At 44.0% G+C, this 26514-nt stretch carries 22 protein-coding genes and 2 pseudogenes; 19 read left to right on the forward strand and 5 right to left on the reverse strand.

Annotated elements, in window-relative coordinates; translation table 11 throughout:
- Nucleotides 1-389 precede the first annotated feature (389 nt).
- The 9 genes from ACRQ5D_RS06300 to ACRQ5D_RS06340 all read left to right on the forward strand — a co-directional run bounded on the left by ACRQ5D_RS06300 (nucleotide 390) and on the right by ACRQ5D_RS06340 (nucleotide 8801).
- Entirely contained in the window at nucleotides 390-662 is a 273-nt protein-coding gene (locus ACRQ5D_RS06300) for a hypothetical protein (RefSeq protein WP_432328560.1), read from the forward strand.
- 265 nt (nucleotides 663-927) lie between these two features.
- Nucleotides 928-2673 carry an aspartate--tRNA ligase gene (aspS, locus tag ACRQ5D_RS06305; RefSeq protein ID WP_091167337.1) on the forward strand — a complete coding sequence of 582 codons (1746 nt, stop codon included), beginning with the start codon at nucleotides 928-930 and terminating at the stop codon, nucleotides 2671-2673.
- A gap of 110 nt (nucleotides 2674-2783) precedes the next feature.
- Nucleotides 2784-3200: an FKBP-type peptidyl-prolyl cis-trans isomerase gene (locus ACRQ5D_RS06310; protein WP_432328561.1), complete on the forward strand. Its 417-nt coding sequence runs from the start codon at nucleotides 2784-2786 to the stop codon at nucleotides 3198-3200.
- An 85-nt stretch (nucleotides 3201-3285) separates the two neighbouring features.
- Nucleotides 3286-3741: an FKBP-type peptidyl-prolyl cis-trans isomerase gene (locus ACRQ5D_RS06315; protein WP_091167332.1), complete on the forward strand. Its 456-nt coding sequence runs from the start codon at nucleotides 3286-3288 to the stop codon at nucleotides 3739-3741.
- Between the two features lie 207 nt (nucleotides 3742-3948).
- Entirely contained in the window at nucleotides 3949-4548 is a 600-nt protein-coding gene (locus ACRQ5D_RS06320; RefSeq protein WP_218134403.1) for a tRNA-(ms[2]io[6]A)-hydroxylase, read from the forward strand.
- Nucleotides 4549-4924: 376 nt separating this feature from the next.
- Nucleotides 4925-5626, forward strand: a complete 702-nt coding sequence (locus tag ACRQ5D_RS06325; RefSeq protein ID WP_091167329.1) for a LytR/AlgR family response regulator transcription factor — start codon at nucleotides 4925-4927, stop codon at nucleotides 5624-5626.
- Between the two features lie 81 nt (nucleotides 5627-5707).
- The gene (locus tag ACRQ5D_RS06330) at nucleotides 5708-6499 is read left to right on the forward strand and encodes an acyltransferase family protein (protein WP_431199266.1); all 792 of its coding nucleotides are present in this window, start codon (nucleotides 5708-5710) and stop codon (nucleotides 6497-6499) included.
- Between the two features lie 11 nt (nucleotides 6500-6510).
- Nucleotides 6511-6648 carry a hypothetical protein gene (locus ACRQ5D_RS06335; RefSeq protein WP_431199267.1) on the forward strand — a complete coding sequence of 46 codons (138 nt, stop codon included), beginning with the start codon at nucleotides 6511-6513 and terminating at the stop codon, nucleotides 6646-6648.
- A gap of 326 nt (nucleotides 6649-6974) precedes the next feature.
- Nucleotides 6975-8801, forward strand: a complete 1827-nt coding sequence (locus ACRQ5D_RS06340) for a gliding motility-associated C-terminal domain-containing protein (RefSeq protein ID WP_431199268.1) — start codon at nucleotides 6975-6977, stop codon at nucleotides 8799-8801.
- A gap of 152 nt (nucleotides 8802-8953) precedes the next feature.
- Here ACRQ5D_RS06340 and ACRQ5D_RS06345 read toward each other — a convergent pair whose 3' ends face one another.
- The gene (locus ACRQ5D_RS06345; RefSeq protein ID WP_432328562.1) at nucleotides 8954-10483 is read right to left on the reverse strand and encodes an FAD-dependent oxidoreductase; all 1530 of its coding nucleotides are present in this window, start codon (nucleotides 10481-10483) and stop codon (nucleotides 8954-8956) included.
- A complete protein-coding gene (locus ACRQ5D_RS06350) occupies nucleotides 10480-11196 on the reverse strand; it encodes an SAM-dependent methyltransferase (protein ID WP_091167319.1) in 717 nt (238 codons plus the stop codon). The genes ACRQ5D_RS06345 and ACRQ5D_RS06350 overlap by 4 nt, the downstream gene beginning before the upstream one ends.
- Nucleotides 11197-11250: 54 nt before the next feature.
- Between ACRQ5D_RS06350 and ACRQ5D_RS06355 the strand changes: the two genes are divergently transcribed.
- The 6 genes from ACRQ5D_RS06355 to ACRQ5D_RS06380 all read left to right on the forward strand — a co-directional run bounded on the left by ACRQ5D_RS06355 (nucleotide 11251) and on the right by ACRQ5D_RS06380 (nucleotide 18315).
- Nucleotides 11251-11967, forward strand: coding sequence for a hypothetical protein (locus ACRQ5D_RS06355; RefSeq protein WP_091167317.1), 717 nt, complete (start codon nucleotides 11251-11253; stop codon nucleotides 11965-11967).
- 492 nt (nucleotides 11968-12459) lie between these two features.
- On the forward strand, nucleotides 12460-14307 hold the full coding sequence (locus ACRQ5D_RS06360) for a glycoside hydrolase family 97 catalytic domain-containing protein (protein ID WP_432329724.1): 1848 nt from the start codon (nucleotides 12460-12462) through the stop codon (nucleotides 14305-14307).
- 109 nt (nucleotides 14308-14416) lie between these two features.
- Nucleotides 14417-15250: an ROK family protein gene (locus ACRQ5D_RS06365; RefSeq protein WP_431199273.1), complete on the forward strand. Its 834-nt coding sequence runs from the start codon at nucleotides 14417-14419 to the stop codon at nucleotides 15248-15250.
- Between the two features lie 13 nt (nucleotides 15251-15263).
- The gene (locus ACRQ5D_RS06370; protein WP_432328563.1) at nucleotides 15264-15593 is read left to right on the forward strand and encodes an MFS transporter; all 330 of its coding nucleotides are present in this window, start codon (nucleotides 15264-15266) and stop codon (nucleotides 15591-15593) included.
- Nucleotides 15594-15616: 23 nt separating this feature from the next.
- Nucleotides 15617-16495, forward strand: a complete 879-nt coding sequence (locus ACRQ5D_RS06375) for an MFS transporter (protein ID WP_432328564.1) — start codon at nucleotides 15617-15619, stop codon at nucleotides 16493-16495.
- A gap of 209 nt (nucleotides 16496-16704) precedes the next feature.
- Nucleotides 16705-18315 (forward strand): hypothetical protein, encoded by a 1611-nt coding sequence (locus ACRQ5D_RS06380; protein ID WP_431199276.1) that lies wholly within the window; start codon nucleotides 16705-16707, stop codon nucleotides 18313-18315.
- Between the two features lie 219 nt (nucleotides 18316-18534).
- On the opposite strand, the gene ACRQ5D_RS06385 is transcribed toward ACRQ5D_RS06380, so the two are convergent.
- The gene (locus ACRQ5D_RS06385) at nucleotides 18535-20514 is read right to left on the reverse strand and encodes an alpha-ketoacid dehydrogenase subunit alpha/beta (RefSeq protein WP_091167307.1); all 1980 of its coding nucleotides are present in this window, start codon (nucleotides 20512-20514) and stop codon (nucleotides 18535-18537) included.
- A gap of 59 nt (nucleotides 20515-20573) precedes the next feature.
- Here ACRQ5D_RS06385 and ACRQ5D_RS06390 point away from each other — a divergent pair, with 59 nt between their 5' ends.
- Nucleotides 20574-21425: a DUF4198 domain-containing protein gene (locus ACRQ5D_RS06390; protein WP_090532114.1), complete on the forward strand. Its 852-nt coding sequence runs from the start codon at nucleotides 20574-20576 to the stop codon at nucleotides 21423-21425.
- A 105-nt stretch (nucleotides 21426-21530) separates the two neighbouring features.
- On the opposite strand, the pseudogene rsmA reads toward ACRQ5D_RS06390, so the two are convergent.
- Nucleotides 21531-22308, reverse strand: a pseudogene (gene rsmA, locus ACRQ5D_RS06395) (16S rRNA (adenine(1518)-N(6)/adenine(1519)-N(6))-dimethyltransferase RsmA).
- 271 nt (nucleotides 22309-22579) lie between these two features.
- Here rsmA and pdxA point away from each other — a divergent pair.
- Entirely contained in the window at nucleotides 22580-23635 is a 1056-nt protein-coding gene (gene pdxA, locus ACRQ5D_RS06400; RefSeq protein ID WP_091167301.1) for a 4-hydroxythreonine-4-phosphate dehydrogenase PdxA, read from the forward strand.
- 82 nt (nucleotides 23636-23717) lie between these two features.
- Complete coding sequence (locus ACRQ5D_RS06405) at nucleotides 23718-24905, forward strand: DUF5009 domain-containing protein (RefSeq protein WP_091167298.1); 1188 nt, start codon at nucleotides 23718-23720, stop codon at nucleotides 24903-24905.
- Nucleotides 24906-24911: 6 nt separating this feature from the next.
- Here the strand turns inward: ACRQ5D_RS06405 and ACRQ5D_RS06410 are convergent, their stop codons facing one another.
- The gene (locus ACRQ5D_RS06410; RefSeq protein ID WP_091167295.1) at nucleotides 24912-25256 is read right to left on the reverse strand and encodes a hypothetical protein; all 345 of its coding nucleotides are present in this window, start codon (nucleotides 25254-25256) and stop codon (nucleotides 24912-24914) included.
- A gap of 152 nt (nucleotides 25257-25408) precedes the next feature.
- Here ACRQ5D_RS06410 and ACRQ5D_RS06415 point away from each other — a divergent pair.
- Nucleotides 25409-26393: pseudogene (locus ACRQ5D_RS06415) on the forward strand (pyruvate dehydrogenase complex E1 component subunit beta).
- Nucleotides 26394-26514: the final 121 nt, after the last annotated feature.

Consider the following 26514-nt stretch of genomic DNA (forward strand, 5'->3'; position numbering starts at 1 on the left):
AAAACAAAAATTGAGTTAAACCATCTGCGCGCCAGGGTAACGCGGCAGTACACTTAACTTATTTACCTTTATCCCTCCGCCGGCATTATCCGGATCAGGTGTGGGGGAAGTCGTGAGCCGGAAGTCGTTAGTCCAAAGTCGCTTTGACTTAAGGCTTAAAACTTAGTACTTATTGACTTACTCCCTGGGTATGATCTCAGCCCGTCTTTCAGTTTGGTGAACAATCTGCAGTTTGTTTTGCAACCAAAGCAAGGCACCCCTTGAGAATTATTGAGGCAAAGATATGTTTTGATTTCGGATTTTGGATGCGGAACTTCGGATTTATAGGATAAGATACTTATTTTCGATAAACCTTAATCACATTATAATAGTAAACAACCCCGGTAGTTATGAAATTTAGCCTGTTAAGTGATACTAATTGGGAAACGAGGGTTGATAAAGTTCTTCATACTCTTTCAGACTTTGGATATACAGAGTTTTTCGAAAAAAGAAATTATGGCACTTCTCTTAATGGGGTTGTAGTAGTTTTCATGTGCAGAGATCCGGAACTTAATTTCAAGCAACGAATCAGGCATTCAAAAAAAGAGAAATTGCTTTATATGGATATAATGCTTGATTACAATGAATTTATCAAGATAGAAAACGACGAAAGAGAAAAATAATCACGGAACGTCTTGCTTCTGAAACAATTGCAATAATTGCCAAATACAAATTTGATGACTTTGATTTAGAAAGGTTTGCAGCGGATATCAAAAGATGGCTCAAAAGGATAAAGCTATTGAAAAAAGAATGGGCTATCAAACACCAAAATATCCCGATCCTTTCAATAAAAATTAATGATGGCCTGTTCTTTTCTTACCTTTCTCCTTTTACCTTTCTCCTTTCGCCTCAAAAATGTACTTTTGCAGACTTTTATAAAACATTGTTATGCTTAGAACTCATACCTGCGGCGAATTAAATATCAGCCATTTAGGCCAAACCGTTACTTTATGCGGTTGGGTACAAAAATCGCGCGATTTGGGCGGTACCACTTTCATCGACGTGCGCGACCGTTATGGTTTAACCCAATTGATATTTAACACAGATACAGATGCTACCTTGCGCGAAAAAAGCCGCGGGCTTGGTCGTGAGTTTGTGATCAAAGTTACCGGTGATGTAATTGAACGGGCCAGCAAGAATACCAAAATCCCAACCGGCGAAATTGAAATTGCCGTTACTGATATTGAAGTGCTTAATGCCGCCAAGCTGCCGCCGTTTCTGATTGAGGACGAAACCGATGGCGGCGAGGAACTGCGTGCCAAATATCGCTACCTCGACCTGCGCCGTAACCCTATCCGCAACAACCTGGTGCTTCGCCACAAAATGGCGCAGGAAGTGCGTAAATATTTAGATGAGCTTGATTTTATCGAGGTTGAAACCCCGGTACTGATCAAATCGACTCCAGAAGGCGCGCGTGACTTTGTGGTGCCAAGCCGCATGAACGCAGGTGAATTTTACGCCCTCCCGCAATCGCCCCAAACTTTTAAGCAATTATTGATGGTAAGCGGCTTTGACCGTTACTTCCAGATAGTAAAATGTTTCAGGGATGAGGATTTGCGTGCCGACCGCCAGCCAGAGTTTACGCAGATCGACTGCGAGCTTTCGTTTGTGAGCCAGGAAGATATCCTGAATATTTTTGAAGGCCTTACCCGTCACCTGTTCAAAACTGTAAAAGGTATTGATTTGGTTGAACTGCCGCGCATGTTGTATTCAGATGCTATGCGTTTATACGGATCTGACAAACCCGACCTGCGTTTTGGGATGGAGTTTGTTGAGCTGAATGACATTGTTAAAGGCAAAGGATTTAGCATTTTTGACAATGCAGAACTGGTTGTTGGCATCAACGCCAAAGGCTGCGCAGGTTATACCCGTAAACAGGTTGATGAGCTTACCGAGTGGTTAAAACGCCCGCAAATCGGTGTAACCGGCATGATATACTGCCGTTACAATGAGGATGGTACTCTGAAGTCATCAGTCGATAAATTCTATAATGAAGATGAGCTGACCAACTGGGCCGCTGCTTTCAATGCCGAAAAAGGCGATTTGATGCTGATCCTGGCCGGTGGTGCCGATAAAGTACGCAAACAACTGAATGAGCTACGTTTGGAAATGGGCAACCGTTTAGGCCTGCGCGATAAAAATACTTTTGCACCACTATGGGTTGTTGACTTCCCGTTGCTGGAATGGGACGAAGAAAGCGGCCGTTATCATGCCATGCACCATCCGTTCACTTCACCCAAACCAGAGGATATTGCCATGCTGGATACCGAACCGGGAGCTGTACGTGCCAATGCTTATGATTTGGTGATCAACGGTACCGAAATTGGTGGCGGCTCTATCCGGATCCACGACCGCGGCTTGCAATCATTGATGTTCAAGCACCTTGGTTTCTCGCCGGAGGAAGCACAAAAACAGTTTGGCTTTTTGATGGATGCTTTTGAATATGGAGCACCTCCGCATGGTGGTATAGCATTTGGTTTCGATCGTTTGGCATCGATATTTGCAGGTTTGGATTCAATTCGCGATGTGATCGCATTTCCTAAAAATAATTCGGGCCGCGATGTGATGATCGATTCACCATCAACCATTGCCGAAGCACAAATGACCGAACTAAAAATAAAAACAACGGTTTAACCAACCCAAAACATACACTGAGCCTCCTTTATTGCAAAGGGGGCTTTTATTTGCCCTCCTTCATGAAAAAATACGTTCTATTGCTAAGCGCGGTTATTATTACACTGATAATGTCATGTGATAACTCAGCGAAATTAAACCGTGCTAAACAAGCCAAAACAGATGATTCGCTGATACGCGTTTACCTGAAGGCCAACCCTCAGATCAAAGTGCAGAAACACCCCTCCGGTATTTATTACCAGGTTTTATCCGAAGGTAAGGGGAGGAATCCTAACGAAAATTCGTTGGTCACTGTAAATTATACCGCCGCATTGTTAAATGATATGGTAGTTGATAAAGCAAGCGGTTTTTCAAGCTCGTTAGACCGTTTGATTAAAGGCTGGCAAATAGGCATCCCGTTGGTAAAAGCGGGCGGCACCATATTGCTCATTGTACCCTCGGGCCTTGCCTATGGTGCCAATGGCGTAGGCCGCATCCCCGAAAATTCGGTATTGGTGTTCACTGTCGATTTAACAGAATTTAACTAATCTTCCCAAAATAATTTCAATTATTGTAGCGTTCTGTAGCTTTTGCGCGTCAAATTAATCCAAACAGAAACAGAACTATTAACTAATGAAGAAATTTCTATTATTCGTATTCGCCCCATTGGTGATCCTAACCTCGTGCTCAAAAGACAAATTCGATGCCTCAAAACAGGCAGCCACGGATGATGCCGCAATTAAAGCTTATGTCGGTACCGACACTGCTTTTCATGCTACAGCTGATGGATCTGGTGTTTATTACAAGATAGTAACCCAGGGAACAGGTGCAAATCCAACCACTAACTCGACCGTTAAAGTAACCTATACCGGCAAACTATTGGATGGAACTACATTTGACTCGGGCACCATAAACCAAAGCCTGCAGGGCCTTATTAAGGGTTGGCAATCGGGCCTGCCGTATGTCAAAACCGGCGGTCGGATTATTTTGGTGATTCCCTCAAGAGAAGGCTACGGCAATAGTGCGGCCGGAAGCATCCCCGCAAATTCGGTTTTGGTATTTACAATTGATCTGCTTAGTTTTAGTTGATTTAACTAATGCTATAGAAAAACCTTGCTGGTATGGTTTTTACTGCCGGCATGATGTGCTAAACACGGCAACCGGTACTCATACCGGATCAAGCGCCAATAACGAAGGCTATCCCATAAAGATGGTCTTCATTTTTTTATTTCCACGGTAAAAATACCTTTTACCTTTCGCCTTTAACCTTTCACCTCCAAAAACTATCTTTGTACTGTGAGTGAGAAAACCATCCTAAAACTGCAGTTGCCTACCGATCCGCTTTGGGTTAAAAACGTGGTAGAGAGCAATATTGAAGAAATTTTGACCGATCATGCTTTTTGTGAACAAAAGGCTGCCAGCAATGCCATTACCCTTATTGTTCAAAACCCAAACCTGAGCGAATTGGTACAGGAAATGGCCCTGCTGGTGCAGGAAGAAATGGATCATTTTAAACGCGTACATGATATTATATTGGAACGCGGTTATATCCTCGGCCGCGAGCGGAAGGATAACTATGTGAACGAGCTCAGAAAATTTATCATCACCGGCGGTGGCCGCGAAGCCCAGCTAATTGACAGGCTGCTGTTTTCGGCCATGATAGAGGCCAGGAGCTGCGAACGCTTCAAAGTGCTGTCCGAAAATATTAATGATGAACAACTGGCCACTTTTTACCACGAACTAATGGTAAGCGAAGCAACCCACTACTCCATGTTTATTCGGCTGGCCAAAAAATACGCTGAAGAAATTGATGTTGAAGCCCGCTGGAAACAATTTCTGGAATATGAAGCCCAGGTAATTCAGAACTACGGTAAGAGTGAAACTATTCATGGGTAAGTTTTGAGTCAGAAGTCGAAAGTCTGAAGTGTTGATCTGTATACTACCTTGCGACTTAGAACCATAGACTTTTAACTTAAGACTGTTCATGGCCTTTCCACTGTTTTTTTAAATACCCCCGGGCCAGTACAAATATGGCGTAAGCAAGCGCGAACCTGCTGCTATTTATAGCAGGATTAATATTAATGAGCGCAATATTTCATTTTACTGCAAAAACCGGGTCTTTGGTGTACGGCAAAGAGATTACCAGGGTACCGGCATCGGCATAAACATCATCAAACAGCGCATGGAATATTTATATTCCGGCAAGCATTTGTTAAATATAAGCAGCCTGAATAATGAGTATATTGTTCAACTTACTTTACAAACTTAAATTATGGTGCTTAAATGTATCGCCATTGATGATGAACCGCTGGCTTTAAGGCTTGTAAGCGAATATGTATCACGCTTCCCGGCATTGCAAATGGTTAATACTTTTGAAGATGCTATAACCGGCGCCGAATTTTTAAAAAACACCCCAATAGATCTTCTTTTTGTTGATATCAACATGCCCGATGTTACCGGCATTGAGCTTGTGCGCTCTTTGCAGGCAAAACCCATGGTAATATTTACTACCGCCTATAAAAAGTTTGCGTATGAGGGTTTTGAACTGGAAGCGATTGATTATATTTTAAAACCGATAGATATTAAACGCTTTACCAAAGCCGTTGAAAAGGCCATTGATTATTACAAGTACAAAAATAAGCCCGCCGACGACGAAACTGACGAAAGCCTGTATGTATACTCCGAATACCGCATGGTTAAAATAGACCTGGATACTATTGAATATATTGAAAGTATGGAGGATTATATCAAGATCCATATCACTAATGATAAAACCGTCCTTACGCTGATACCCATGAAAAAGGTATTGGAGAAATTGCCCTCCGCCAAATTTCAGCGCATTCACCGCAGCTATATCGTACCTGTTAATAAGATCCGGTCTATCCAAAACCGTAAGGTGCGGCTTACAAATGTTGAGCTCCCGGTAAGCGAAAGCTACAATGATTTTGCACGCAACTGGTCAAAACAGAAGTAAAATGAGCGCAATTCTCTTAATCGGCTTATCAATAATATTAATCAATTGGCTTTAAGCTTTACGCATTTGGCTTTTATATAAATGACTTTAGCAAACAATAAAACAAGGCAACATATTCAGCAGGTTGATTATATCAGGGCAATAGCTTCATTGGCGGTAGCTTTGTTTCATCTTGGCGGCAAATCATTGCCCGGCTTACACTATGGCTGGCTGGGCGTGCAGATGTTTTTCCTGTTATCCGGTTTTATAATTTGCTGGGCTATTCCTGAAAATTATAGCTGGGCCTTATTCCCCAAATACATTTTAAAAAGAATAACACGCATTGAGCCCCCTTACATAGCCTCCATATTATTGACCATTTTGGCCGGGTATTTATTAAACACAAATTACCGGCCCGATATCAGTAACATATTAACCCACTTAGCTTATATCAACAATTTTATTGGTCGCCCTTATTTGAACCCCGTTTACTGGACGCTGGGGATTGAGTTTCAATATTACCTGTTCATCGGTGTTTTCTTTCCAATTATTATAAAAAAGTGGGGCGCCATCTCCCTGCCCCTGATTTGCTTACTGCCTTTATTTATACCCGTGCCCGGATCAACACTGTTAAACGTTTTTCCGTTTTTTGCTCTTGGGATATTATATTACCTGTACCTAACAGGTAAAAGAGGGTTAACTGAAGTTTTGATATATGGCGTAGCTGTAACTGCCATTGGTTTTTATAGTGCAGGGTGGCTTCCTATGGTTGCCGGCCTTCTGGCACTTGTCCTTTTAATACTGCCTTTAAAGCGCCACCCTGCTATTGCCTTTTTTCCAAAATCTCTTTTTCGCTATACCTTACTCATGATGTTGTTGGGAGTAGTCTTGTAGCTTTTATGGGTATGCACCTGCCAAAAACATTTGGATTCAGGGCGTTTGAGTTTTTAACAGGCATTGCTGTGAGTATCAGTTTTGCTTACCTGTTTTATCGCATGGTGGAGCTGCCCTGTTTACAGCTATCCAAACGGATCAGGTACTGATTACCTGGTTATTTACAGGCGGTTTAAACTTTTTCCAATCCTTTTTACATTCACCAATACAAAAGCGCTATTCATCGATACATTATTGATAAAAACCGGCTTTGCCCCCATATTTATATCATAAACCAATTATAACCCCATAAATGGTTTATTAGTACCCCTTTTCATAATAGTTGCGATAGTAGCGTCTGTGTGTTAGTAGTTACATGCAGGCGCTTTTTTAAAAACAGTACTCCGTTGGAAGCAAAAAAGTTACTCCCCTAATCAGCTTTTTTCTCATTTTATTAGTTCGTAAAACAAACGCGCAAAGCCTCGGCGATCCTGTGGTGAGCATCACCTTTGGCTCAGGCAGTTCAACACATTCTGGTGCCTTGCCTGCAGATTCGGGCTCAACCAGTTATACATATAGCAGTGCCAATTTCCCCAGCGACGGCTCTTATACCATTGAAAACACTACCGCGGGTGCAGGCAATGTCTGGTGGTCGGCCACAGACCATACAGGCAATACAGGCGGCTATATGATGGTGGTAAATGCCAGCGTATCCAAAACCGATTATTTTTATAAGCGCGCCATTACCGGTTTATGTTCCAATACCACCTACCAGTTTTCGGCCTGGGTGGTGAATTTGTTAAGAAGCAATGATATCAGCCCGCCTAACATCACTTTCGCCATCGAAAAAACTGATGGAACAATTATTCAAAGCTTTAATACCGGCACCATTGCCCGTACAAGCAACAATTATCAATGGGTGCAGGAGTCGTTCAATTTTACACTACCGGCTGGTGTCGGCGATGTCGTGATCAAAATGATCAATAACAGCGCCGGCGGTGCCCCTGCCAATGACCTTGCCATTGATGATATTGTTTTCAGGCCTTATGGCCCTGTGATAGAGGCCAGCTTCAGCACTTCAAGCTCAGCCAATACAGCATCGGCCTGTTCAGATGTTCCGCAAACCTATACACTCAACACAACCATCCCCAGTGGCTATACCGTTTTATGGCAATACAAAAACGGCAGTGGGGCCTGGACGGATCTTACCGGAGCAAACAGCACCAGTTCAAGTTACCAGATAACATCGCCGTCAGTGGCTGGTACTTATTACTACCGGGCAGTAACGGCGCAGGCGGGTAATATTAATTCGGCACTTTGCCGGTCAGCATCAAATGTGCTTACACTTACGGTTGGCGCACCGCCTCAATCAACAGCAACGGCCAATACACCGGTTTGCGCAGGCACAACGTTAACGCTAAGTGCATCAACCGGGGTGAGTTATCAATGGACAGGGCCAAATGGTTTTACATCGGCCATTCAAAGCCCAACTATCGATAACGTTACTGCTGCAGCAGCGGGTACATACACGGTTACGGTTAAATCATCCTCGGGATGCGAAGTCACAGCAACCGTGCCGGTTGTAGTGAACGCCCAACCTGTTGCTGCTGTTGATGCGGTTGAGCCAATTTGCGAGGGGAGTTCGGTTACATTAAACGCCAGCGGAGGCTCAACCTATTCATGGTTGCCGGCAACGGGCCTTTCAGATGCCAGTATCGCTAACCCGGTAGCCAGCCCAACAGATAATACACTTTATACTGTAACAGTAAGTAACGGCACTTGTACCTCGACAGCCACAGTACAAGTAGATGTTATAAAAAAGCCTATGGCCAATGCCGGGCCCAACAGGTACATTACTCAGGGCCAGTCAACAACACTTAACGGCAGCACCAAAGGAACCAACGTAAGCTATTACTGGACGCCGACCGATAACCTGAGCAGCAGCCTTGAACTTACGCCTACAGCTGCACCAATGGAAGATATCACCTACACCCTGCATGTGGTATCAAACTCAGGCTGCGGTGACGAAGCAACCGACCAGGTATTTGTACGTGTTTATAAAAAAGTAGTTATTCCCAATACTTTTACACCCAATGGTGACGGGGTTAATGATACCTGGGCAATAGAGGCGCTGAATACTTACCCAACCTCGACAACGCAGGTATTTAACCGCTATGGCGGCCTGTTGTTTAAAAGCACAGGCTATCCTGAAGCCTGGGATGGCAGATCTAACGGCCAGGGTATTCCGTCAGGAACTTATTATTATGTGATAGATTTAAAGAATGGGAATGTAATGAGCGGCTGGGTGATGGTGGTTTATTAGTTCATGGTTGATGGTTCATAGTTCATGGCGAAAATACGCAGGCAGGAACAATTCGCAGGCAATCATGATCTATGAACCATGAACGATGATCGGCTTCACCCCCACTACATTCAGTAAATAATTATCCATCATATCAATATCGACCACATCATTTAAAAAACCGATATGCATATCCGGACGGGTGATGAGTGCTTTTTTTGGTTTTCTTTGATGGCGAAAGCATCGAAAATGTGTTGATTTTTTGTCGAAGGCGGCAGGTAAAAAAAGTTGAGACTGGCCCCATAGTTTTGGGTTATCCATTTGGCGATGGTAAACAGGTCGAGCTCTTTGAGCTTGCCTAAACAGATGAGCGTAAAACCCGGTTTATTGCACCATTCATGCAGATCGGTTTCCACCTCCCGTTTTTCGTCGAAAACTTTGAGATAAGGTAGCCTGTCGCCTGCTTTGATGTGGCTGGCATGGCTTAAGTTAAGGTTTATGGCGCTATCGCGATAGGAGACACCGGTTTGCGATACCCGTTTAAAAAAGGCTTCGCGAAGGTTGGGTTTACTCCATACCCATTTTAAAACAACAGGCAGCAAATATTTCTTCAGTAAGTTAATGAACCAGTTACGCGACAGGATCATTTTAAAGATCCTGTCGGTAGTATTAAGGAGCTCTTTTGCTACCGGCATCCTTTCCTGCGCATAGCTATCTAACACCGATACCTTAAGCTGGTTATTAACCACACCTGCCAGTTTCCAGGCCAGGTTATTGGCGTCCTGCAAGCCGGTATTCATCCCCTGTCCGCCAACCGGCGAGTGGATATGCGCGGCGTCACCAATTAAAAAGCAGCGCTGCTGCCTGAATTTATCGGCCATGCGGTGATGCAGACGGTAGGTAGTGAACCAGTTGGTATGTTCAACAATGATCTGTTGTTGGGTTACATTCCGCAAATGAGGTAACACCTCTTCAATTTGAAGCTCGTCTTTTTTATCAAACTCATCGGGCAGGTTGCCTACCACACGATAGCTCCGTTCATCAGGCATGGGGAAAAAGCCCGCGAAACCTTTTTTTGAGAGGAACAGGTTAACCTTATCGCCAAAGTCGGCCTCTATTTTTATATCGGCCAAATAAAATTGGTGTTGGTAGGTATCGCCATTAAAAGGAATGCTCAGTTGCTTGCGCACAGTGCTATGGGCACCATCTGCCGCAACCAGCCAATCGCAGGTAATGGTTTGTTTATCCTCGCCGCTTTGCAGCTTCAATGTTACCTTACCGGTATCCTGGCTTAGTGACAGCAGCGATGTGTTCCAGTATACCGGGCAGCAGTTGAGGGTAATAAAATCCAATAATAACCGCTCATTTTTGCTCTGCGGGTACATCTGGATAAATGGAAAAACCGTTTGCATTTCGCCAACATTGGCAAGCGAAAGACTGGCAACCTCTTCACCGTCCTGGTTAAACTGTACACCTCCTCCCCGTTTACCATCATTGAGCACTTTATCGATGATGCCCATCTGCCGGTAAATCTCCATAGACCGTGCCTGAACGGCAAGCGCCTTTGAATGCGTGGTTGGCCCCTGCTTGCTATCAATAATTACCGGCTGAACACCATGGCGTAAAAGCTGGGCGGCCATCATCAAACCTGACGGACCGGCGCCCACTATTACAACCGGGGTATGCTGCTGGCTTATGGTCATTTATTGCCGTGATAAAGTAAAAAGATTGTTGGGCGTTTGTGCAGATCAGGCACTTTCTTTTGCCATTCGGCAATGGTTTTGGTTTGCACAAACTCGGTTGCGGAGGTAAGGTCGCAGGCAATGCAAAGCTTGGTTTTGGGATTACCCGCTTTCAGGATCTCCTCAAGCATGGGGTTATTGCGGAAAGGTGTCTCGATAAACATTTGGGTTTGATCAAGCTTTATGGCTGTGCTTTCCAGCTCTTTGATCTTTTTAGCACGAAGCACCTTATCAATGGGCAAATAGCCGTGAAATGCAAAACTTTGTCCGCTGAAGCCCGAAGCCATCAGCGCCAGCAAAATAGAGCTTGGCCCAACCAGGGGTATAACCTTAATGCCCATGCGGTGGGCTTTATCCACAATTTCAGCACCGGGATCAGCAACACCCGGACAGCCAGCTTCGCTCATCAGCCCAACGTCATTACCTGCTTGCAGGCCTTTAAAAAAGTCAGCCTTGCCCATGTCGCGGTTATGCTTGCCATAATCATGGATTACCAGCTCGCTTTGCGGGGTTTTCAAGCCGGCCTCTTTTAAAAAGCGACGGGCGGTTTTTTCATTCTCCACGATGTACTCTTTGATACTGTTTATGGTATCAGTAAGGTATGGTGTAAATGATTTTGCAGCCGCGTCATCGGCCAGCGGTACAGGAATTAAATAAAGGGTTCCATAGGGCATATTGCAAAGTTGGTGTTTTTTGTTTAATTTAAGCTATCAAAAGGAGGCGAAAAAATGAGGCAATTAGGCGCAAACTGGTTTATTGAAGGTCATATTGATTTTGAATACAAAAAATATATCCTGTTAAGTTACCTTCAGGAGATTAACAGTCACTTTGATAACAGCCGGTTATATCCCAACCTGGCCGACCTGATATTTCATTACAGCAACCTCATCGATTTTAAAAAGAATAAATCGCTGTTACAGCAGGCTTTTCCTCAACGCTTAACACAGGCTGATATCGACGCGGTAAAGCTTACTTATCAAAAGATCATTATGGATGATCAAAGCATGCAGGAGATAGAGCAGATCATTACCTATGCCTTAGGCAAAATGGACCCGGCTATAAAAACCGGCAGGGATATTTATGATTTTGTAGAAAGCCATGTGAATATCGATCCGGTGGGCATTACCCCTCTAATGCCTTATCACGGTTATTTTTCGTTACAGAATGGCAAGGAACGCACCAACCGGATCTACGAGTACCAGATCACTATTTTTGAAGGCAAGGATGATAAATACCGCGGCATTAACGTAGCTTTTATTGATGCCTACGAGCAAAGTATTACCAATACCCCAGAAAGCATTAAACTGCATCTCATAAACCGTAACAAGTTTATGCCCAATCCTGCGGTTTATTATGTACGCAGCGATATCACTTTTCCGCTTGAACAAACGCTGCTGCCGGTGGCCAAAAGAAGCCTGGTGAAGTATATTTCGAATGCTGCGTAAGAGCTTATCAAATTATTTTCATTCCGGGAGCAGCGGTAGTGCCGTTGTCCATTACTTTCCCTATCGGGCAAGGATAAAAGCCGGGCAGTTAACAGCGTTACACCCACTTAAGTCTTTGCAACGTTGAAGAGTTTATGACAAGCCCCGGCATTTTAAGATGAGAGTTTTATGAACCGGCCGGAAGGGGAATCATACCCTGGCCGAAATTCAACCTTGAAGGCCCCAACGGGTGGTTAAAAGTGGCCGGTTCAATCGGCACATGTTCGCACATGTCGGGCTCCCACTTTTTAGCTCCTATTTATCTACCCTTACTTATCTGTAACATACTATCTCTTAGTAAGATCCGAATCCTCTTTGTAATTATTGCTGCTAATTGCTTTTCATATGATTATAAATCATGAAATTATTTGTCTTATCTGGATAAATACTATCTGACATGAAAAAAACGCAATAATATTGATTACGGGTTTGTGGTTAAGCTGCTTTATCAGTGTGGTTCGGGGACAGGGAATAAAAGATTCTGTACTTAGCCTTCGGTCGCCGGATAACAATATAATATTCAGGTTCCGTCAAAAAGCTGAAGCCGGGAAGCGTACGATGCACTATAGCTTGGATTATAAAAACAAGCCGGTAATTCTGGTGTCAGTCCTCGATCTGCAACTGGATAATGATCTTTCAGAAAAAGCAATGGCATTGAAGGTCGATCAGCATAAAAACTGGTGCGAAAACCTGTTGATCACGGGCGTTGATTCCTCCCGGCATGATACCACATGGGCACCAGTTACCGGAGAGCGGGCTATGATTAGTGATCATTACAACGCAATGAATATTACGCTGGTAAAGGATGACAATCCCATTTATGTGATGCAGGTTCAGGTAAGGGTTTATAACGAGGGGGTAGCATTCCGTTATTATTTCCCCGAAAACCCTAAAGGAACCTACTACAACATCAGGGCAGAAAATACCGAGTTTCACCTGCCTGAAGGCACCCAAGCCTGGTTTGCCAATTGGGCACAAGCGCCATATTACAAACTGCCGCTAAAAAACTGGCCCGGCGAAAGCGAACGGCCGTTAACCATCGAACTGCCTAATGGCCTTTTTGCAGCGCTGGCAGAAGCCAGGCTAATTGATTATGCGCGCACCAAATTTAAACTGAGTGCCGATAAACCATCTACCCTGGTAACCTCTATGTTTGGCGGGGCGCAGCTCATCTCGCCGGTAGGCACACCATGGCGGGCAATCATGATAGCTGAAAAACCGGGCGACCTGATTGAACATAATTACATGATGTTGAATCTTAATGAGCCATCGGCAATAGCCAACACCAATTGGATTAAACCCGGTAAAATCATGCGGGTAATGGCCATGACGACAAATGATGCAAAAACAAATATTGATTTCGCGGTGAAGCATAACCTGCAATATATTCTGTTTGATTGGAAATGGTACGGACCGGCTTTTAGCTTTAGCTCGGATGCTACCAAGGTTGCTATACCTGATTTTGACCTGCCTGGTATAATCAAATATGGCAAGGATAAGGGTGTTGGTGTTTGGTTATATGTTAATCAGCAGGGTTTATTAGCTCAAAGTGACAGTTTATTTGCTGTTTATCATAAATGGGGTGTAAAAGGCGTAAAATTTGGTTTCGTACAGCAAGGCTCCCACCGCTGGACAACCTGGGTGGAAAAGGCGATTCAGCAGGCGGCAGCTGCTCAGATCATGGTAAACATTCATGACGACTGGCGGCCAACAGGCGAGCAGCGTACCTGGCCAAACCTGATGTCGGCCGAAGGGATCCGTGGTAACGAGGAAATGCCCGATGCCACGCACAATACCGTGCTGCCTTTTACACGGTATATTGCCGGAGCAGCCGATTATACCTTCTGTTATTTTAATAAACGTATTAAAACTACTCATGCCCATCAATTAGCGCTGGCCGCAATTTATTACAGCCCGCTGCAAACGCTGTATTGGTATGATAAGCCTTCGGCGGAGCATAATGAGCCCGAACTGGAATTTTGGGACAAGATCCCAACCACATGGGACGAAACAAAAATAGTGCAGGGAATACCCGGCGAATACATTTCTACAGCCCGCAGGAGCAGAAAAGATTGGTTTGTAGGTACTATCACCAACAATGATGCTCGTGAAATTAAACTTGATCTGAGTTTTTTAGAACCCGGTAAAAAGTATAAAGCGACTATTTACAGCGATGACCCGTCGGTGAATACTGAGACGCACGTTAGGGTCAGCAGTAAAAGTGTTAATAGTAAAACAGTATTAAAATTTGCCCTGCTGCCATCAGGCGGAGAGGCGGTGTACCTCACTCCGGAAAAATAATCCATATATATATATCATACATGAGCCAACAGCGTAAAAATAATTATGTAATCAGTGCAGATATCGGCGGTACGCATATTACAGCAGCGGTCATCGATCTGGAAAAAAGATGATCATTGAAGATACCCGTACCCGGTTAACTGTGGACTCCCATGGAACGGCAACTGAAATACTTAAAACCTGGGCGGAAGCATTAACACAGGCTTATGAAAAATTCGGATCTCCGGCTCAGCAGGTTGCCCTGGCCATGCCTGGCCCATTTGATTATGAAAATGGGATTTCACTGATCAAAGACCTGCATAAGTATGAGGCCATTTATGGTTTAAATATTAAGTTATACCTGTCGGAAGAGCTCAGGATAGATGCTGCAGATATCCTGTTCCGAAATGATGCCGAAGCATTTTTACAAGGGGAAGTTGTGGCGGGAGCTGGCGCCGGCTCCCGTAAGGTTCTTGGGCTTACGCTGGGCACAGGGTTTGGTTCAGCTTTGTGCGTTGATGGTATTGTGAAAGATTTAAACCTAGGCAGCGAACCTTATAAAGATAGCATTGCAGATGATTACTTCTCTACAAGATGGTTCTTAGGGCGATATCATGAAACAACCGGGCTGTCCGTTACCGGAGTGAGTTCGCTGATATCAATGTCCAAACACAGCGCTGTGGTCAGGAACATCTTTGATGAGTTTGCGGTCAACCTTTCTTTATTCCTCCGGGATATTATCCAAACCGAAGGTTCTGATGTAATTGTTATCGGTGGCAATATTGCAAAAGCATCGGGCATGTTTCTGGATGAACTTACCGCCAGGTTAACAGCATATGCTGAAAGTTTAAAAATAAAATTAGCTTTATTGGGAGAAGACGCGGCGCTGATGGGTGCTGCTGCGGCTTTTGATAGCAGGCGAGGACTTAATATCTTATTTAATGCCAATCATCCGGGTAATTAATTTTAACAACAATATGACCAATAAACCAGCTTTTACCGAGAAAAAATTCATCGTGACCTTTGTATTTGTAACCTCGCTATTTTTAATGTGGGGCTTACTGCATTCCATGAGCGATGTGCTGAACAAGCATTTTCAAAATGTGCTTAATCTCTCCAAATCTCAATCCGGCTTAATCCAGTTCTCCGTGTTTGGGGCTTATTTTATTATGAGTATCCCCGCAGGATATTTTTTAAAGAAGTTTGGTTATAAACCGGGCGTAATCCTGGGGTTGATTTTATTTGCCCTGGGTTTATTTCTTTTCGTCCCTGCAGCCAACGCGGCCTCATTTACTTTTTCAGGATAGCCTTATTTATTATGGGCTGCGGTATGGCTACTTTGGAAACTGTTGCGCATCCCTTTGCGGCCGCCCTGGGCGATCAGCGCCGGAGCGACCAGCGTGTAAACTTCGCGCAAACTTTTAACGCGGTGGGTACCATGATCGGTCCGGCCATTGGTTCATATTTCCTTTTAGGTTCGGACACGGTACATTCAACCGATCTTACTTCCGTAAAAACGCTGTATGTAGCTATCGGCTGTGTGATTATACTTATAGCGGTTGCTTTTATGTTTTTAAAAATTCCGGTTTTAACAGATCCGCATGCAGAAACTTCGGCCATCGATCCTGATGCGGTTAACGTGGACGTGGAACCATCTAAAAAACTATATCAACATTCGCATTTTGTATGGGCAGTTGCGGCACAGTTTTTTAACGTGGCGGCACAGGCCGGCACCTGGGCATATTTTATCAACTACGGTGTGGATATTATGCATTTCAGTAATGAAAAGGCCGGTTACTTTATGATTATTTTTATGGGGATGATGGCGCTGGGGCGTATTGTGGGCACTTCATTAATGACTTATATAGCGCCCAATAAATTATTAGCGGCATTTGCCTGCGGCAGCATCTTAATGTGCCTGATAGTTGCACAGAGCCTGGGCTGGACATCATACATCGCCCTGCTGATGATCAACTTCTTTTTTAGCATTATGTTCCCCACCATTTTTAGCTTGGGGATCAAAAACCTGGGCAGTCATACACAACAGGCTTCATCTTTTATAGCGATGGGAGTAGTAGGAGGCGCGGTATTTCCAATGGTAATGGGGCAGATAGCCAATCATAGTGTGGCTCACGCTTATTACCTTCCGATAATCTGCTACGCGGTGATCTTTTTATTCGGCGCTAAACTTTATAAAGTTAAACATTAATGAAAAGCACCCGGATAGTTATATCAACCCTCATATTATCTGCCCACCATACAATCACACTCAATAATGTAACGATAAAAGGCGAGCCGGTAAATCAGGGTTTCAATAAACAATGGTGTTTTAATATGCCGGCAAGCACCGATACTAAAATTGTATTGAATTAGAATCATGAAAAGGTATTGTCATTATTTTATTTTTTAAGCTCGCTGATGTTGGCGGATCTGCCGGTAGCACAGGCGGCTGTTTGGCAATGGTCGGTGGCGGTTAAGCCTGCTGGTACCAAGCGGGATCCGTCAAGGGCTTTTTTATGGATATCGCCAAACTGTAAGCAAGTGAAGGCCGTCATATTCGCTCAAAACAATATGGAGGAGCAATCCATATTGGAAGATCCTCAATTCAGAGGGGAGATGGGCAACCTGGGTGTTGCGGAGATCTGGGTTAGCCCAGCTTTCAATCTCAAGTTTTTATTTAACGAAAGAGCCGGAGATCAGTTTAACGCGTTGATCAATGACCTCGCTGATATTTCAGGTTATAGCGAATTGAAAACAGCGCCGGTGATCCCTATTGGACATTCGGCAGCGGCAAGTGCGCCTTATTATTTCGGTGTCTGGAACCCTTCGCGTACGCTTGCTTGCATCTCAGTAAGCGGGCAATGGCCATATGTAAGAAACATTTTTGCTCCCGATATCTGGAGTAAAGATCAAAGCCTGGATTATGTCCCTTGTTTAGAAACAATGGGCGAATACGAAGCTGCCAACACCTGGGGCGATGAGGGATTAAAAGAAAGACAGGAACATCCGCTGCTGCCGTTGAGTATGCTATCCAACCCGGCGCAGGGGCATTTCGCTGCCACGCCTGAAAAAACCGGCTGTCTGGCCTTCTACATTAAAAAAGCCATGGAGTACCGCTTGCCAAAAAATGTACCTCCGGGTACTGTTCCGAAATTGATTGATATCGATCCGACAAAAACCGGCTGGCTGGTTGATAAATGGCGTTATAATGAATTACCCGCCGCGGATGCAGCACCTGTAGGCAGGTACAAGGGCGATGCTTCAAAAGCTTTCTGGTATTTTGATGAAGAAACAGCTCGGGCAACAATAACCTACCAGGCAAGACATCACAATCAAAAACCCCAGTTAATAGGTTATGTACAGCATGGCCAAATGGTTGAACAGCGTAATACGCACCAGCAGGTAAACCTGAAATTTGAACCAGAGGCCGATGGCATCACTTTTAAACTCCATGCTGCATTTTATGATACGGTGCCCGGGGGCAGTCCCCGCTTACCTGTTTGGGCTGGCATGCCGGCTGGTTCCGCTATAGGGCATGCTGCCGGGAATACTCCTATTGCCATTAACCGCATTACAGGCCCGGTTATTAAGTTAAATGATTCCACTTTCAGATTGAGCCCGCAGGCCGGTTTTTGGGAGAACCCGCATAGTTATGAGTTGTGGTTTGCTGCTACCCATTCTGGAGATGCCGAGTATAAACCGGCCGTACAGCAATCACAGATGCTTGTGCCGCCACACAATACAGCAGGGAGGGAACAGCATATTACGTTTTTACCGGTCCCCAACCAAAAGGCACATGCAAAGGGAATAAAATTGGATGCCAGCTCAGATGCACAGGTGCCTGTAGGGTTTTATGTATTAGAAGGCCCGGCGGAGCTATCAGGCAATACATTAAATATTACAGCTATTCCGCCGAGAAGCCGTTTCCCGGTAAAAGTTACCGTGGTAGCCTGGCAATATGGCAACAATCGTGAGCCTAAACTGCAAACAGCAATACCCGTTGAACAATCCTTTTTTATTGAAAAATAATTTATACGCTTAAAATATTAACCATAGTTATGCTTGTTATAAAAACTCAATTGTGATTCACTTAAACCCAAAGGCAATTAGATAAGCAGTATAGTCTTTTATTATACCCTAATTGATCGCCAATAATCAGTTAAGATCAAGAGTTAACGAAATATTTAATGGTGCTGCCCAGCGCGACATGAAACCTAAAGGAATAGAAGTATAGCTCGGGGGCCCTGCCTAATAAGCCAGCAGCCTTTCCATGCTTTCTTCCAATCGCGCCTTGGCCAAAAACTGATCTTCCAAGGCTTTATTCATGGGGATAGCCGTATCGAGGCTACCACAACGCATTACAGGAGCATCAAGATATTTAAAGCAATGTTCGGCCAAATGGGCTGCAATTTCGGCGCCGAAACCATTGGTAAGCGTATCTTCATGCAAAATCAGCACCCGGCCTGTTTTCTTAACGCTGGTTTCCACCGCTTCCTGATCCCAGGGCTGCAGACTGCGCAGATCGATGATCTCTACGGATTGATCGGGATGTTTGTCTGCATACTCCAATGCCCAGTGTACACCAAGGCCAAATGTAATTATAGTGGCCTTTTCGCCTTGCTTAATCACATTAGCGTTGCCTATCTCTATCATTACATCATTATCAGGCACATCGGCGCTGATACTGCGGTACAGGTATTTGTGTTCAAAATAAATTACCGGGTTAGGATCGTCAATAGCGGCAAGCAGTAGTCCCTTGGCATCTGCCGGAAAAGCCGGGTAAACCACTTTTAAGCCGGGAGTTTTGGTAAACCAGGCTTCATTGCTTTGCGAGTGGAAGGGGCCTGCCCCGGTACCTGCACCCGCGGGCATCCGTATTACTACATCAACCCCCTGCCCCCAGCGATAATGCGTTTTGGCCAGGTTGTTAATAACCTGGTTAAAGCCGCAGGTAACAAAATCTGCAAATTGCATTTCAACCACAGCTTTGTAGCCGTTAAGCGCAAGTCCCATGCCTGCACCAACAATTGCTGATTCGCAAATGGGGGTGTTACGTACACGGGCCTTACCAAACTCCTCAACAAAGCCCTGGGTAATTTTAAATGCGCCGCCGTATTCGGCAATGTCCTGCCCCATGATCACCAGGTTGGGGTGTTTGCGCATAGCTTGTTTAAGCCCGTCGCTAATGGCATCTATATAGCGCTTACTGGTAACCGGCGATGATTTTGGCTGTACAGCAGGAAAGCTGTAAGGCTTGTACATATCCTGCACTTCGGTGGCCACATCCGGTATAATATCTGTTTCGGCATAAGCCTTTTCAATTTCGGTTTCAATAAGGGCGGCGAACTCCTTACGGACAATAGTGATCATGTCTTTAAACAAAACCCCTTCGGTAATCAGGTACTTTTCAAAGTTTGTAACCGGGTCCTTTCCTGCCCACCACTCAAATAAATTAGTGGGAACATATTTGGTGCCTGATGCTTCCTCATGGCCACGCATCCTGAAGGTCATACATTCCAGCAAAACAGGGCGCGGATTTTCACGAATAGCTTTATTAAGTGAGGTTATGGTGTTATAAACTTCAAGCAGGTTATTGCCGTCAATACGGCGGCCTTCAATACCGTAGCCTACGGCTTTATCAACCAGTTCGCGGCAATTATATTGTTCGTTGGTTGGGGTTGAAAGGGCATAGCCATTATTTTCGATCAGAAATATTACCGGCAGTTTCCAAACAGAGGCTATGTTAAGTGCTTCGTGAAAGTCCCCTTCACTGGTGGCACCCTCGCCTGTAAAAACAAGGGTTGATTTTCTTTTACCCGATAATACATCCGCTAAGGCAATGCCATCGGCCAGGGCAAGCTGCGGACCGAGATGGGATATCATCCCAATGATCTTATACTCCTGGGTACCGAAGTGGAAGGAGCGGTCGCGCCCTTTAGTAAAGCCCGAGGGTTTGCCCTGCCATTGCGCCATTAACCGCGACAAGGGGATATTTCTCGATGTAAAAACACCGAGGTTGCGGTGCATAGGCAAAATATATTCGTCGGCATTCATAGCAAGGGCGCTGCCAACTGCTATGGCTTCCTGGCCAATACCCGAAAACCATTTGCCAATGCGGCCCTGCCTCAGCAGGATCAGCATCTTCTCTTCAACCATGCGCGGAAACAGCATTTTTTTATAAAATTCCAGCAAAGTATCATTATCGAGGTTTTTCCTGTCAAAAATCATAACGTAAAACTACTGAAGTTTTTAAAACTTTGTATGTTTGGTGATACTATCCAAAAACTATGAAGCGCACCTCTATTTTCATCATTATATTACTGCTCATGATAGGCTTTGCGGCCAGTTCGCAGGATTTTTTCTTATTGCCACATAATTTTTACGTTCACAAAGGCGATAAGCTTAACCTGCATTTGTTGAGCGGCAACGAGTTTAAACCCGAAAATGAATTTAAACTTGCCACAGCAAAGGCAACTAAATTTATGCTGTATGAAGGCTCAAAGAAAACGGACCTTTCAAAAGTCAGTAACTCTGCCGATAGCAGTCTGCTTGTCTATGAGCTGCAAAACTCCGGTCTTGCACTTTTTGAACTGGTAAGGGATGATGAAACAGAATCGGAAAGGAATAAATTTATCAGAGCACTTGAAAGTGAAGGCCTCGATAAAATGGCCGAAGAAGCCCGGGCCAGCAGTCAGCAATACTTTGTTGAAAAGTATCACCAGTCAAGCAAAACCCTTATTTCTGTTGATAAAGCTAACGGTAAGGACTTTGATAAACCCCTGGGTGAGGAATATGAAATTGTAATACAACAAAATCCCTATAAATCAAGCTATGGCGATGATGTTACCGCTCAGGTGCTTTTTAGAGGCAAACCCATGAAGGATGCTGTGGTGATGCAATATGTGCGTACTTTGAACGGCACCATCGTTCCGCAAAAATTATTGAGCGACAGCAATGGCCTGGTATTTTTTAAACTGAGCCGGGAGGGGGTATATATGGTCAGTTCAACCCATGTTGAACCATCGCAGGATAAAAAAGCCGACTATGAGAATTGGAGTACTACTTTCACCTTTGCCTTCAGCAATACCGATGACGTACCAAATTCATACAGAGAGTTTGGATTTGGGAATAAGCATTGATTTTTTAGCGGCAGTTGCAGGTTTAGTAGCGGATTAAAAATATGGAGACGTCATTGTAAGTCTTCCCTTTTGGGGGAGATTTAGAGGGCGCAGAACGTTGATTACCTACCTGCTCGCTGAAACCGCGTTAGTAAGTTTTACAAAATCCTCTACGCTCAATCTTTCCGCACGCAGATCGAGGACAGGTTCATCAGTCAGTTTTTCTTTATTGATGAGTGACGATATGGCGTTGCGCAGGGTTTTGCGGCGCTGATTAAAACCCGCTTTTACTATCTGCCAAAATAGCTTCTCGTCGCAATCAAGTGTTTGTTTATCGTTGCGTGTAAGCCTGATCACTGCCGAAAGCACCTTGGGCGGAGGATTAAATACACCGGCCTTCACCGTAAACAGGTATTCCACTTTATAGTAGGCTTGTAAAAACACGCTGAGTATACCATATTCCTTGCTGCCTGGTTTGGCGGCACAACGTTCAGCAACCTCTTTCTGGAACATGCCCACTACCTCAACCACCTGCTGGCGGTTGTCAAGCACCTTAAAAAGTATTTGCGATGAGATGTTATAGGGAAAATTACCGATAATGGCAAAGTTTTCGGGAAAAATGCTTTTAAAATCAAGCTCCAGAAAATCGGCATTGATAAGGCGGGTACCTAATTGCGGGTATTTTTTTCAGAAAATCGTACGATTCGGTATCAATATCAATGAGTGATGTTTCGTACTCGCTTTTTTGCAGCAGAAAATCAGACAGTACACCCATGCCCGGCCCCACCTCAAGCACATGGCCGAAACGCCCTTCGGGTTTCAGGCTGTCCACTATCTTTGCTGCTATGTTTTTATCAGTAAGAAAATGTTGCCCTAAATGTTTTTTTGCCCTTACCAATGTCATTATTAATCAAATATTTGAGCAAATTAAATCATATTTGTGCTTTTATCAGGAACTATAAGCTTAAAATCTTTTATTTGCAGGTGTAAAGATAGGTTAAAGGCGAAAAGTTAAAGGCAAAAGGTTTGCCTAAGTTGAAGGTTAAAGGCGAAAGGCAAAAGGCAAAAGGTCGTTTAGCTTTATAAACCATTAATAATCATCACTGTTAAAATATTGAAATCACCGCTTAAAAAAATCGGTGAAATCATAAAACTCGGTGAAATCATAAAAAATAATGAGCGATAAATTAAAAATTGGGATCAGCATTGGCGATGTAAACGGCATCGGTTTAGAGATAATTATTAAAACTTTGGCCGATAGTAAGATTTATGATTATTGTACGCCTATTGTTTACGGGCATACCAAGGTGGCTTCGTTCCACCGTCGCGCAACCCAGGTTAATGAGCTCAATTTTTTGGTGATCAATGATCCTTCGCAAACGCATTTCCGCAAACCCAACATGATCAACTGTTGGGAAGAGGACGTGAAGATTGATATAGGGCAGGTTACGGAAGCAGGAGGCAAGTACGCTTTTAAATCATTGGAGCGTGCTGTTTATGACCTGAAGGAAGGTTATATAGATGCCCTTGTAACGGCTCCTATTAACAAGGATAATATACAGAACGATAAATTCCACTTTCCCGGCCATACCGAATATTTACAGCAATACGATGGTGCTGCCGAATCGCTGATGTTTTTAGTAAGCGATACTTTACGTGTTGGCGTGGTTACAGGTCATATCCCGGTATCAAAAATTGCCGAAAGTATTACCGCCGAAAAAATATTGGCCAAGTTGAAGCTAATGAACACAAGCTTGCAAAATGATTTCTGGGTGCGCAAGCCAAAAATTGCGGTATTGGGGCTTAACCCGCATGCCGGCGATAACGGCCTTATCGGCAGCGAAGAAAAAGATATCATCATACCCGCTATTGAAGAAGCCCGTTCAAACAATATCCTGGCATTTGGCCCGTACTCGGCCGATGGCTTTTTTGCCAACGGCACTTACCTGCAGTTTGATGCCGTACTGGCCATGTACCACGACCAGGGCCTGATCCCTTTTAAACAAATTGCCTTTGAAACGGGTGTTAATTTTACAGCCGGGTTAAGCTTTGTACGCACTTCGCCCGATCATGGAACTGCGTATGATATAGCAGGAAAAAACCAGGCTTCTGAGATCTCCTTCCGCGAAGCGCTGTTTACAGCTATCCACATTGTAAAGAACCGCAAGGAAGGGCTGGAACTTAATGAAAATCCACTTTTATTCAGCAAGCTAAGCCGCGACAGAGATTAAAAAAGCCTTGTAATAGTAATGTTTCAATTTAATTACCGTTAAATTAAAACATTTACGCTGCTTGTTGCATTTACATGACTGAATGAATAATTTTCTTAGCCGCATACGTTCAATAGATGCATTCCGCGCTGTAACAATGTTCCTCATGATATTTGTGAATGACCTGGATGGCATTCCGAATACCCCAACATGGCTTAAACACGCGGGCTCAAATGTTGATGCGCTGGGTTTGGCCGATACTATTTTTCCCGCGTTTTTATTTATAGTCGGGCTTTCAATTCCCTTTGCTTTTCAAAACAGGTTAAAGCAGGGCGACAATTTCAAGCTACTATCACGAATAGTGAGCCGCTCGTTCGCGCTCATTTTTATAGGTTTTTTTCATGCCAACATGGAAACCTATAATGAAGCTACCACCCTGTTACCCAAACCCGTTTGGGAAAGCCTGGTTACATTCAGTTTCTTCTTCATTTTTTTAGATTACGGCAAGGACACGTCACCAACTAAACGCTATATGTTGCAGGGCTTCGGTATATTGTTACTTGCAGGCATGGCAGCCCTCTATCGTACCAGCGACCCCGGACATACCTGGCTTCACTTTACCTGGTGGGGTATTTTAGGCCTGATAGGCTGGTCATACATGCTTTGCGCGCTTATCTATTACTATTCCGACGGGCATTTATGGGTACAGCTGGCGGCCTGGATGTTCTTCATTTTCTTTAACCTGGATGTGCACTTCGGCTTTCTTGATTTTATCGACAAGCTGCAGGGCTATATCTGGATAGCCGGCAACGGCGCTATGCAGTCGTTCACCATGGCAGGGGTATTTATTTCCGTATTGTACATGCGCCTCAAGGCCAATAACGAAATGAAGATGCTTTGGGTGGCCATGATCCTGATTGCTATCATCCTGTTTAACCTGGGCTTTATAGTGCGCTATTTCAGTGGCGGCATTTCCAAAGAGCGCGATACCCCTTCATGGGTGCTCATTTGTACCGGCATTAGTTTGGTGGTGTATGCTTTCTTTATTTTCCTGGTTGATGTTAAAAATAAATACAACTGGTTTAAGGTGATAGAGCCCGCCGGCACCAACACTTTTACCTGTTACATAGTGCCCTTCCTGTTTTATCCAATATATGAAATGAGCAGGATAGGCTACCCCGAATACCTGAGCCAGGGCACCGGCGGCTTAATCAAGTGTATTGTATTTGCTTTTGTAATGGTATGGCTTACGGGGCTATTGGATAAAATCAATATCCGGATCAAGATATAAACAAAGCTACTTTGTTTGATATGTTCTGATAACATTACCGGTTTGCGGATCTATGATAACAGCGGTATCGCACCAGTTAAATAATACAAATTCGTTTTGCTTATTGACAAGTGCTCCTATAAAGGGGCAGAAATCGCCGTTGTGATAGAGCGGTACATCTTTTATCTGCCATAAAAAATCGCCGGTTCTGCTAAAGGCAAAAACATTACGACGATCACGAACATTGTTGGGTATTTTCAATGTAACAACTAAAATACCGTCAACTTCAAAAATTTCCTCGATTGGATATTCAAAATCGATGCTATTATCCTCGGAAAACGTTATTTGATTGCCATTTTTAGAATAAGCCATTGTTAATTTTTGAATTAAATGGACACTATCAGTTTTTTTTCGATTTTAAATGTAAAATATATGTATTAAAAATCAAACCAATACCACGGTTAATTGCATTTAACACATTAGTGTTTATATTTGCGTTCGCAAAAAAACATCATTTTACTATAATGAGAGAAATACAATTCAGAGAAGCGCTAAGAGAGGCCATGGTCGAAGAAATGCGCAGCGACGAGAATATATACCTGATGGGTGAAGAGGTTGCCGAATATAACGGCGCGTACAAGGTAAGCCAGGGAATGCTGGACAGAATTTGGCGCAAAGCGTGTTATAGATACGCCCATCTCTGAATTGGGTTTCGCCGGTATCGGCATCGGCTCGGCAATGAATGGCTTACGCCCTATCATCGAGTTCATGACTTTCAACTTTTCACTGGTAGCTATCGACCAGATCATCAATGGCGCTGCCAAAATGATGTCAATGAGCGGTGGCCAGTTTTCAGTTCCAATCGTTTTCCGCGGCCCTACCGGTAATGCAGGTATGCTTAGCTCACAGCACAGCCAGTGCTTTGAAAACTGGTATGCCAACTGCCCTGGCTTAAAAGTGGTTGTACCATCAAACCCATACGATGCTAAAGGTTTATTAAAATCAGCTATCCTTGATCCCGATCCGGTTATTTTTATGGAGTCGGAATTAATGTATGGCGATAAAGGTGAAGTGCCTGAAGAAACTTACTATATCCCATTGGGTAAAGCAAAAGTTGTTAAAGAAGGTGCTGACGTTACTTTAGTTGGCTTTGGCAAGATCATGAAAGTGGTTATCGCTGCTGCTGCCGAACTTGAAAAAGAAGGTATCCACGCTGAAGTGATCGACCTGCGTACTGTACGCCCTATCGATTATGCTACAGTTATCGAATCGGTAAAGAAAACAAACCGTTTGGTAATTATTGAAGAAAGCTGGCCGTTAGGTTCAATTGCTACCGAGGTTGCTTTCAAAGTACAAAAAGACGCGTTTGATTACCTTGACGCTCCTATCCTGCGTATCATGGGCGGTGACGTTCCGCTTCCTTACGCTCCAACTTTGATCCAGGAATACCTGCCAAACCCTGAAAGGGTGATCAAAGCGGTTAAAGAAGTAATGTACGTTACCAAGTAATCGTTTTAATATAAAATATGTAAAGAGCCCGATATGAGAATACCGGGCTCTTTATTTTTTGAAACTTTATTTTAGCTGCCCGCTTTGCCACATTTCAATCATCTTAATAGCTATTATTGGG

This window comes from Mucilaginibacter sp. P25, assembly GCF_050859465.1.
Taxonomy (GTDB): domain Bacteria; phylum Bacteroidota; class Bacteroidia; order Sphingobacteriales; family Sphingobacteriaceae; genus Mucilaginibacter; species Mucilaginibacter gossypii.